This is a genomic window from Pseudogemmobacter lacusdianii (genome assembly GCF_030848395.1).
In the GTDB taxonomy this organism is placed as follows: domain Bacteria; phylum Pseudomonadota; class Alphaproteobacteria; order Rhodobacterales; family Rhodobacteraceae; genus Pseudogemmobacter; species Pseudogemmobacter lacusdianii.
Genome location: NZ_JAVDBT010000029.1, coordinates 1 through 9,673 on the forward strand (window position 1 = coordinate 1; position 9,673 = coordinate 9,673).

A 9,673-nucleotide genomic window follows, 5' to 3' on the forward strand; every position below is an offset into this window, starting at 1 on the left:
CAACCTGCCGCTGGCCGAAATCTCCATCGGCGAATAAATCAAAAACAAATCCCGGCGCAAAAAATGCGCCGGGATTTTTTCTTAAGTATTGGCGGCAATTGCTGCGGGCCGCCGGAGTCATGTACCGTAAGGTCTACGACCCAAAACCGCGCATCGCTTCCGAATTTGAAGAAGAGAGGCCGTTGCGCTTTTGCGCATTACACTGGCCAATGCCCCCATCCGGGGCCGATTTTGCGCCCGTCGGGTCTGGCATTATCGGCAAGGAAGGAGGAGCGCAGCTCTTGCGGACCCTTGTTGTAGCGCTGGCGGATGGCGCGAAAGAAGGTGGCTGGCTGGAGAAAGCCCGCCGCCAAGCCGACCTCACGGATCGAAAGCCGCGAATAGAGCAAAAGGTGGACCGCCTTCATCAGCCGTAGGTCTCGGTAATAGTCTGCTGGGCTCTGACCGGTCTCACGGCGGAACCGGCGTTGCATGTCGCGCAAGCTTAACCCCGCGCCCGCTGCGATATCGGCCAAGGGCAGGGGGTCTTCGATATGGGCCAGCATCTGGGCTTTCGCCGTCTCCAGCATCGGGTCTAACTCGCTTTGGCGATCGGTCCCGGCGCGCCTTTGTCCAACCTGATTGTCAACGCGCGGCAGATAGACCAACTCGTCTTGGACGGCATGATAAAGCATCGGTGGAACGCGCGCTTTCAAAAGCGCCATCGACAGATCAAGCGTCGCGATCTGTCCGGCGGAGGTGGCGATCTTGCCCTCGATCTCAAAAAGCCTGTCGGTCAGCGCGATATCGGGGTGGCGTTCGGCAAAGGCATTCAGCGTGGACCAGTGCGCGGTCGCAGCTCGGTGGGCTAAGAGCCCTGCCTCGGCCATCAAGAAGGGCGCGAGATCAAGACCGATGATGGTCGAGCCTGCGTTCTTGGCGCGGCGCAGCCAAGCGAACAGCGCGCGCTTGTCGAGGCTTTCGTCTTCATAGCTGGCCAAAAGGAAGAGCAGCTCAGGCATGGCAGCGACATCAGCCAAAGACTGGGTCGGCAGCGGTATGCCAACCATGGTCGAGGCGATATGCCCCTCGATCGAGAGAAAGGAGATCTCAAAGCGCTTCGCTCCGCCGGTGCGGTTGGCGGCGCGAAAAGGCTCGACCGCGAGAAGGGCGGTGTGCAGTGAGATCTCACCGATGCAAAGCACGGCAATTTGGCTGGTCTCTTCCATCGGCGCCTTCCGCTATTCTTGTCTGATCCGTGCAGAATATTGGCGTTAAATGCAATTTTTATGGCGCGCAATGCAATGATGTCTGCCCCAAGCATGGCAATCCTGCGGCTTGCGTTGCTCATCCAGCGCGCAACACAGAAACGGGGAGGTTCGCTGTGCTCTTGGAACGATCATTGCAACATTTGCGGTCAACGGCTGCGGTTATCGCTGTCTTGGCCAGCGGCGCTTTTGCTGCGCCTGCCTTTGCGCAAAGCGAGCAAGGGGTGCTGATCGCGCGCGATATGGATCTTAATTCGCTCGATCCGGCACGGGCCTTCTGCGACACCTGTCAAATCTATCTGAGCGCGGTCTATGCGCGGCTTGTCGACCTTGATGCCGATGGCAAATCGATCAAGCCGATGCTGGCTGAAAGCTGGGAGATTGACGCCGAGCAGAAGGTCTTCACCTTCAAGCTGCGCGCTGATGCGGTGTTTTCGGATGGCAGCCCGGTTGAAGCGAAGGATGTGATCTGGTCGCTGAACCGCACCAAGAACATCACCGCAGGGGCAGGCTATCTTTTGGCCGGTGTCGTCTCGTTGGAGGAGAAAGACGCTCGGACGGTGGTCATCACCCTTGAGGCGCCGAACTCGGAACTTCTGGGCGTTCTTTCGGCGCCTTACATGGGTATTTTGAATGCCGATGCGGTCAGCGCGCAGGGCGGTTTGGCTGATGCCGAGGCCGATGCCAAGGACACGGCTGAGGCTTGGCTTTTGGAAAACTCGGCCGGGGCTGGTCCTTTCGTGCTGGAGAGCTACACGCCCGGCGACAGCCTGCGCCTGAAGCGCAACGACAGCTATTTTGGCGACAAGGCCAAGGTCGAGGCGGTCACGCTGGTGCAAAGCAAGGATGCGGCGAGCCAGTTGCAATTGGTGCAAAGCGGTGGTGCCGATCTGGCGATGCAGGTCGATGCTTTGACGGCAGCACAGGTGCAAGATGACCGCGTTAAGGTCTTGTCGATGCCCTCGCAGGCATTGATCTATCTGGCTTTGGCGCCCGGAGCCAAAGGCCTTGACGTGCCGTTGAACGCCAAGATCCGTCAGGCGATTTCGCATGCCATCGATTATGACGCGCTGATCGATCTGACGGTTGACGGTAAGGGCCACCGCATGGCCTCGCCTGTGCCGGTGGACTTCCCCGGCGGCGACAATCTGACCGCTCCGGCCTATGATGTTGAGCTGGCGAAATCTTTGCTGGCCGAAGGTGGCGCGGCGGATGGCTTCTCGATGGTCGCGGCTTTCCCGAATGTGCGCCAATATGGCGTTGATTTCCCAATGATGATGCAGAAGATCCAGATGGATCTGGCCAAGATTGGCGTGCAGTTGGAGCTTGAGCCGCTGGAATTCCCGATCTGGCGTGAGCGTGTCAACGGGGATGGCATTCCGATGACGGCGGTGTTCTTCGTGCCGGACTTTTACGGCTCGTCGCAATACTTCCTGTATTTCGGCATGATCGATGGCACGATCTGGCACAGCCGGGCTGGCGCTGGTGGCATTGAAGAGCTTGCCCGCCCGCAAGCCCAAGCCATCATCGACCGCGCCTTGGGTGGCGGGGCTGAGGAAAGCGCTGCGGCCTTTGCCGAGCTGTCGCAGATGATGATCGACGACAAGATCATCCTGCCGCTGGTCGCGCCCGATACGATCCTGGTGTCGAACCCCAAGCTGGAAGGCACGCGGATCTCCTCGTGCTGCAACATCGTGCTGCAAGACCTGCATTGGGCTGAGTGAGTCCTTTGAAATTGGCCCGCGGGTGCGTCTCGCGGGCCTCTCTGCCAATCTTTGGAGATGAAGAATGAAAACGACCGTTCGGCGGGAGACTGTCGTCATTGGCGGCGGCCTTTCGGGGCTTTACGCGGCGCTGAAGCTGAAAGAGGCGGGCCGCTCCGTGGCGGTGTTGGAAGCGCGCGACCGGGTGGGCGGGCTGACACTGTCGCCGGAAAGCGAAGTCTTGGGCCGCCGGGTCGATTTGGGCGGGCAATGGGTCTCGCAGCATCACAAGCGGATCTATCCGTTGGTGCAGCGTTACAGCGTGCCTTGCGTCAAGCAATTCGCCACCGGCGAACGGGTCTGCCTGCATGAGGACCAAACTCATCGCGGCCCGATGGGCACCATTCCGGGGATGAATGAGGCGGATTGGGCGGAATATTCCGAAGCCTTCAACACCTTGTATAAGGTCTTTGATGCGCTGCCCGCCAACCCTTGGGAGGGGGAACTGGCCGCGAAGCTGGACCTGATGACCTATGACAGCTGGGTGCGCGAGATGCTGCCGCCGGGCATGGCGCGCAATGCGCTTTTGCGGTTGCCGGGCGCCTATTACGGGGTGATGCCGGAAGAGGTTTCGGCGTTGGAGCTGATCCAGAAGCTTCGTGGCTGCGGTGGACCGCGGTTTATGTCCGATGTGGAAACCGGCGGCATGTCGGAGCACCTCTGGGGCTCGCAACTCGTCTCGCTGGGTATGGCGGGAGAGCTGGGCAAGGATGTGTTCCTCAACGCGCCGGCCTTGCGGGTGGAATGGAGCGAGACCGGCGTTGTCGTGGAAAGCGATAACCTGCGGGTCGAGGCAGAGCGCGCGATCTTTGCCTGCGCCCCGGCGATGATAAACCAGATCCGCTTCTCGCCCAGCCTGCCCAATGCCCGCCGGCTTTTGCATCAGCGCTTCCCGAACGGGCGCAATTCCAAAGCGGTGGTGGTCTATGACCGGGCCTTCTGGCGCGACAAGGGGCTGAATGGGCATGTGATCTCGACCAGTGGTGCCGTGACGGCGGCCTTGGACATCAGCGGGCCCGAGCCGACGCATGGCGTGATGATCGCGCTTTTCTCCGGCAAAGCCGCGCTGCACATCGACCCGCTGGATGAGGCCGGACGCCGCGAGGCCGTGTTGAAGGTTCTGGCGCAGGCCTTGGGGCCAGAGGCTTTGAACCCGCTGGAGTTCCGCTTGCAGGTTTGGGCGGATGAGGAATGGTCGGCGGGCGCCTCCAGCCCCTTCCTTGTACCGGGGCAATTGACCGCCTACGGGCCAGAGTTGCGCGCGCCGGTCGGGCCTTTGCATTGGGCTGGCACCCATATGGCAACCGAATTCCGCGGCTATATGGAAGGCGCCTTGGCCGCTGGGGAAGCCGCCGCAGGACAGATCCTGTCCGTGGCAAATGACTGATCAAAAGGAGAAGAACATGTCCGATATCAAGGTTTGCCGCATCGGCGATCTGGTCAAAAACTGGTCGCCGCGTGGTGGCTCGACCCATGTGCAGATCGATGACAAAGACGGTGCCACCATGGCGGCAGGAACCGTCTATTTCAAAGATTGTGATATTCCCTTCACGCTTTGGTACGATGAAGTTTGGATTTGCCACAGCGTCGAGGGCAGCTGCTCGATCGAAGTGGATGGCAAAGACAACTTCCTAAACCCCGGCGATATGATCTGGCTGCCGAAAGACACGCCCCTGCGCTACAAGTCGGTTGGCACCACCTGCGGCTTCTTCGTTGTGACCCCGCCCAATTGGGCCGAGTTGAAGCCCAAAGCATAAGAACGCAGCGGCCTAGATGGCCGGTCACTTGAGGACACAAAGGCCAGCGCCCCCTGATGCGGGGCGCTGGCTTTTTTGTACGCCTGGCGCTTCGATCCGCCGATCAGCCTTAAGCCGAGAGGGGGATCTATATTGCGCATTTGGACAATAAGACGCTTGCCTATGAGGTGCATGGCGTGACGAGCCACATAGGCGCATCGGCTGTGGGACCTTCGCACGACGCTGCCCTGCAAGCCTCTGCTTTGAAAAGATGAACCAGACGGTAAAACATTAATAATTGACTCATCAATTAACTCTGCGCAGTCTCTTTCTTACACCTCGCTTATCGGTGTCACAAAGGCTGGTCCCTCTGCTTGAAAGACCACAAGCCTTTTGATCGCCATCACTGGGATGCCGTAGGACACGGCATCCCAGCGGGGAAGATGTGCCACGAGGAGTTAATGAGTTTTCGTGTAATGAGTGCCCTCGAGGCGCCGCGATGACCACAGTCTTTGACCATCGCGCCCAATCTGCCGACCTTTCATGCCAGCATCGGCCGTGGCCGGGCCTCCTCCTTTGGAAGTTGGATCTGGCGGATCAGGTTTGGCCGTTGGTCGGACCACGACTGCAACGCGCGACCCGCCTTTTGCAACAGTAGCACTTTCGAAATGGGGCAAAGGGCTCGCTGACCCGCTTTGCGTCCCAACCGACTGATCTTATGCGGCGCAAGCCGGTTTTATGTGTCATTAGAGTAAGGAGCGAGTAGCCATGTTTCCCCCAAAACGAGCCGTCACTCGAAAGGCGGGCCTGTTGGCCAGCGGTGTTGCGGCCCTGACCTTGTTGCCCACGCAAGCGCTGTCGCAAGAGACGGGCAATCTGCGGATCATCTCTTTCAACTCTTGGGGCGTCTCGGCTTTGCGAGAGGGCAATGATCTGCTCTTTTCAAACGGCGCTTATGACGTGATCGCCATTCAAGAGTATAATGCGGCATTTGGTCTTGATACGGCGCGCAAATTAGAGCTGCTCGGATCGCCCGAGTTAAACATTCACAGCAGCGGTGACAAAGGGTTGATCCACCGCTTTGGCACCAGCACAGGCATATTCGGCGCGCGCGGCGTGCCCTATGTTGTGGCTGGCTCTGAAGGATCGCGCCCCGATACGCTGATCGCCAGCGAGCACCTAAATTACTGGGACAACCCCTTCGATCATCGCGTCGGTCAGGCCACGGAGTTGAACCAATGGCCTTTGGGTGAGCTGCGCCCGATTGTTGTCGTGGGCGATTTCAACGCCGGTGATGTCTCTGAGCGCGGGCTTCTTGAGCCCTCGCAACAGGATCTGATGCTAAGGCGCGGGCGGGGGGATGCCAATTGGCGCGCTTGGGCGCTTGAATATGTGGCCCGTAACCATCCGATCGGTTCTGACGGCTATACCGCGGCCGAGGCCTATCTTGATGGCAGCAGTGACACCTATCCCGACAATCTTTTCACCGATGAGACTTATCCGGTTTCAGGTAACACGCCTCATACGCTGAACATTTTGAAAAAGCAGTATCAGCTTTTGGTCCTGCCCGCGGACCGCGAACCGTTCTTTCCGCATGAGTTAGAGGACGGCAGCACGACTTGGCCTAGCACGGGCGAAGATGACGAGGCGTTCAAATGGCCCTCGTGGGGGCGCACGCAGATTGACCACTTCATCGCCTCTCGGCCTTACGCCAAATGGTGGGAGGTGATCGATGATCCGCAAGATCGCTATATTGGTGGGGTCTTGGATCGCGATCTTTCGACCGGGCCGAATGGCGTGCCTTTCTCGGATCACGAACCTATCGCACATGAGTTGCGCTGGAAGGGGCCGAAGTTGTCCTTTGATGCGCCCGGCGGCGTTGGCCTGATCTTTGATGCTGAGGTGACGGCGGGCGAGGAGTTCCTCCTGAGCCGTAACAACCGGCGTGAGGATGTCTATCTGGGGCAGCTCTCCTTTGACGATGGCACGCCGCTTTATGGCTATATAGAACCTCCGCCGCCGCCTTTGCCGGATTTCGGCGTGCTCTTGGCCCAAGCGGTCTATGACCGTGGATCGAATGCAAGCTTTCGGGCGCAGCTCTACCCCTATGTGCCCGAGGCACAGCGGGTGGCTTATGATCGCCTGATTGCCGAGCTGACGGATAGTCACGCGACGACCCATTTTCGAGTGGTTATTGAAACCTATTTCCAAGCCAATCGGGCCGAGTTTCCGGGCATTTCCTCGATCGCGGGCATGAGTTGGGAACAATGGGGTGATATCTTGCTGCGGCATATTGCGGCCGAGGTGCAATTTGCCGCGCCTAAGGATGGAGGACCGGGTTATGCGGGTCAAAGCTATGATGCGCTCGTTACCGCTTTGGGCCTTGATGATCCGGCCGAGCGTGCGCGGGTTGCAGCAGTTACGGGGCTTGATTTTGAGAACGACGCCCGTGCGGCCCTGAAGATTCGTTTGAACTGTTCTGATGCCACGCATCTGGCACTCGCCGGTGCGCGAGCACTTTGCGTGGACGATCACACCCGCTTCACCTCGGCGTTGATCACCGAGGGCCGCACGGTGGCGATTGATGAGGCTGCGGCTCTGGGGGCCGCAGATGCCGTGGTGAGTTTTGACAATGGTGGGTTGCGCACGGCAGGTCCGGCGGATCTTTGGGCGGCTTGGACCTCACCGATCACCGAGATCACCCAAGCCATCGCTTTGCCCGGCCAGGGCTGGATTGACATCTCACACCCGACCGTTCCGGTTGCTTTATCCGGTGGCATTTCTGGCCCGGGCGGGTTGGAAAAGCGGGGATTGGGCGAAGTCGTGCTGACAGCCTCCAGCTCTTACGCGGGGGATACCACGGTGACGGCGGGGCGGTTCTCGGCTGGCGCTGCGCATGTGTTCAGCCCGACTTCGACCTTTGTGGTGGCAGAGGCGGGGGCGCTTGATTTGAAGGGCTTCGACCAGACTGTCAGCGCCTTGCGCAATGCCGGACTGGTGAGCCTGCTGCCCGCCGTGGCCCAGCCGATCCTGATCGTGGCCGGCGATTACACCGCAGAAGGGGGCGTGTTGCTGATGGATGCGGCTTTGGTGGCGGATGGCGGGCCCGTGCAGCCTTCGCGCCTACAGATCATGGGCGACACGACTGGCGGCCAAGATATGATCCACTTCAACAGCCTTAGCTTCGCAAGCTCTGACGGAACGGATGCCCTGCGGTTAATCAGCGTGGCAGGCAACTCGGGTGATCATTTCGTGCTGGGCCAGCGCGTGACCAATGGCGCCTATGAATACACGCTGAACCGGTATGAGAATGGCGATTGGGTTTTGGAAAGTGCCGCCGGACACTCTGGCGCGCGATTGATCCGGCCCGAAGTGGCGGCCTATGGCGCGAACCTTGCCGGTGCAGCTTTGATGTTTGATCACAGCCTCCGCGACCGTGCCGGGGCTTCGGTTGATCCAATGGGGCGCAACTGGCTGCGCATCGAGCGTATGGATGGTAATCTTTTCAGCGGGCCGGGGGGGCAGTTCGACAATAGTTTCGATCGCAGCACTCTGCAGGGTGGCTTTGCCCTCGGCGCTTGGGAGATGGGGCAGGCGGTGCTCTCGGCCGGAATGATGTTCGGTTATGGCCAACAGAACGGCACGGCCCTGTCAAAACCGGCAGGTTCGCGGGTCAGCAGTGAGCTGGAGGGCTTTGGCCTTGGCCTTTACGCCACCTGGCAGCAGGCCGGCGCCGGTCAGCCGGGATGGTATGTTGACGCATGGGCCATGCGCGGAAGGTATCAAGGGGCGCTGGGCAGTACCGGCGCGGCAGAGCAAAGCTACGATCTCGACAGTCGCACGCTTTCTTTAGAGGCTGGTTTCAGCCACCTCCTGCGACAAAGCGATGATCGGGCCATCTGGATCGAACCAAGCGCCCAAGTGATTTGGTCTGATGTCAAAGCCAAGGGGCTCACGGATGCCGCAGGCCTCACGATGAGCGCTGACGGTCAGGGCGCTGCGGCCCGGATTGGCCTACGCACCACGCTTGCTGGCGCCCTTACCGCCAGTGGGGCGCAAACCTCTGGCTTTGTGGATCTCGATCTGTGGCATAGCTTCAATGCGCCAAAGGTCGTTTACGATGGCACGTCAATCGACACCTCTGGCGGCAGCGCCGTGCGCATCGGCCTTGGCGTCGCGCAGCAATGGTCGCCAGCGATGCAGACCAATCTTAAGATCGGCTATGCCAAAGGTGAGGGGGACACTGACGCCGTAAGCCTGACCTTGGGCCATCAGATCAGCTTCTGAACGCGCCTGTTCAAAGTGAGGCGGCGGCGGCCGATGCCGCCCCGTCTTAATCGACACGCCTTAATCGCCCCGCATCACCTTCCTCTCTTCCCCGCATGGCTTTGGGCGAGAATCACGAAGAGCCTGCTCTCTCTGCACGCTTTAAGCCGTCGTTTGCGGTTCCCAAGAATGATTCTGGGACAGGCGAATGACTTAGACCCGGCGATTCTGCGGCCGTTTCCCTCCCGATTCCTTTTTTGGACGGGAAACAGAGGGCGATTTTGGCCCGTTTCTGTCATCCGTACGCCCGCGCCGGGCGATCGAACCTCATTGGGTGAAAAAATCCCACCATCTCTCCCGCGGGCCGCAGCTGGCCGAAGGGCCCTTAAGAATAAGGCAAAAGCGTAACTCTTCAGCGGACATTCTTCCGCCTCACATAGCCGCCTCGGGAACTAATCCGCACATTCGGCGTTTTTCCCTCTTGCGGCTGCCTGCTGTGAGGCCTAGATACCGCCTCACCGAAGCGGAACGGTGATCGGAAGCGAAAGCGGAAGGTTGGCGGGAGGCGGAAGGAGCGGCGGTTGAAAGATTGCTGCGATACGAAATTCTGGATGCGAGGTTGCAGGCAGCGCCAAGAGATTGGTGTCCCTGTGGTTTTTGT

General features: G+C 59.8%; 5 protein-coding genes. 4 read left to right on the top strand and 1 reads right to left on the bottom strand.

Annotation, left to right across the window (positions count from 1 at the left end):
* Positions 1 to 197 precede the first annotated feature (197 nt).
* Positions 198 to 1,208, bottom strand: a complete 1,011-nt coding sequence (locus tag Q9295_RS17675) for a GlxA family transcriptional regulator (RefSeq protein WP_306681912.1) — start codon at positions 1,206 to 1,208, stop codon at positions 198 to 200.
* A 173-nt stretch (positions 1,209 to 1,381) separates the two neighbouring features.
* On the opposite strand from Q9295_RS17675, the gene Q9295_RS17680 reads away from it, so the two are divergent.
* From Q9295_RS17680 to Q9295_RS17695, 4 genes are all read left to right on the top strand, one after another.
* Entirely contained in the window at positions 1,382 to 2,971 is a 1,590-nt protein-coding gene (locus Q9295_RS17680; RefSeq protein ID WP_306681913.1) for an ABC transporter substrate-binding protein, read from the top strand.
* A 64-nt stretch (positions 2,972 to 3,035) separates the two neighbouring features.
* A complete protein-coding gene (locus tag Q9295_RS17685) occupies positions 3,036 to 4,397 on the top strand; it encodes a flavin monoamine oxidase family protein (RefSeq protein ID WP_306681914.1) in 1,362 nt (453 codons plus the stop codon).
* A gap of 16 nt (positions 4,398 to 4,413) precedes the next feature.
* A complete protein-coding gene (locus tag Q9295_RS17690; RefSeq protein WP_306681915.1) occupies positions 4,414 to 4,767 on the top strand; it encodes a EutQ-related cupin domain-containing protein in 354 nt (117 codons plus the stop codon).
* A 747-nt stretch (positions 4,768 to 5,514) separates the two neighbouring features.
* Positions 5,515 to 9,033: an autotransporter outer membrane beta-barrel domain-containing protein gene (locus Q9295_RS17695; RefSeq protein WP_306681916.1), complete on the top strand. Its 3,519-nt coding sequence runs from the start codon at positions 5,515 to 5,517 to the stop codon at positions 9,031 to 9,033.
* The last annotated feature ends 640 nt before the right edge of the window (positions 9,034 to 9,673 follow it).

Excerpts from the sequence above, each read along its gene's own strand:
- Q9295_RS17695 (WP_306681916.1), top strand. The coding sequence starts at position 5,515 with ATGTTTCCCCCAAAACGAGCCGTCACTCGAAAGGCGGGCCTGTTGGCC.
- Q9295_RS17675 (WP_306681912.1), bottom strand. The coding sequence starts at position 1,208 with ATGGAAGAGACCAGCCAAATTGCCGTGCTTTGCATCGGTGAGATCTCA.
- Q9295_RS17690 (WP_306681915.1), top strand. The coding sequence starts at position 4,414 with ATGTCCGATATCAAGGTTTGCCGCATCGGCGATCTGGTCAAAAACTGG.
- Q9295_RS17685 (WP_306681914.1), top strand. The coding sequence starts at position 3,036 with ATGAAAACGACCGTTCGGCGGGAGACTGTCGTCATTGGCGGCGGCCTT.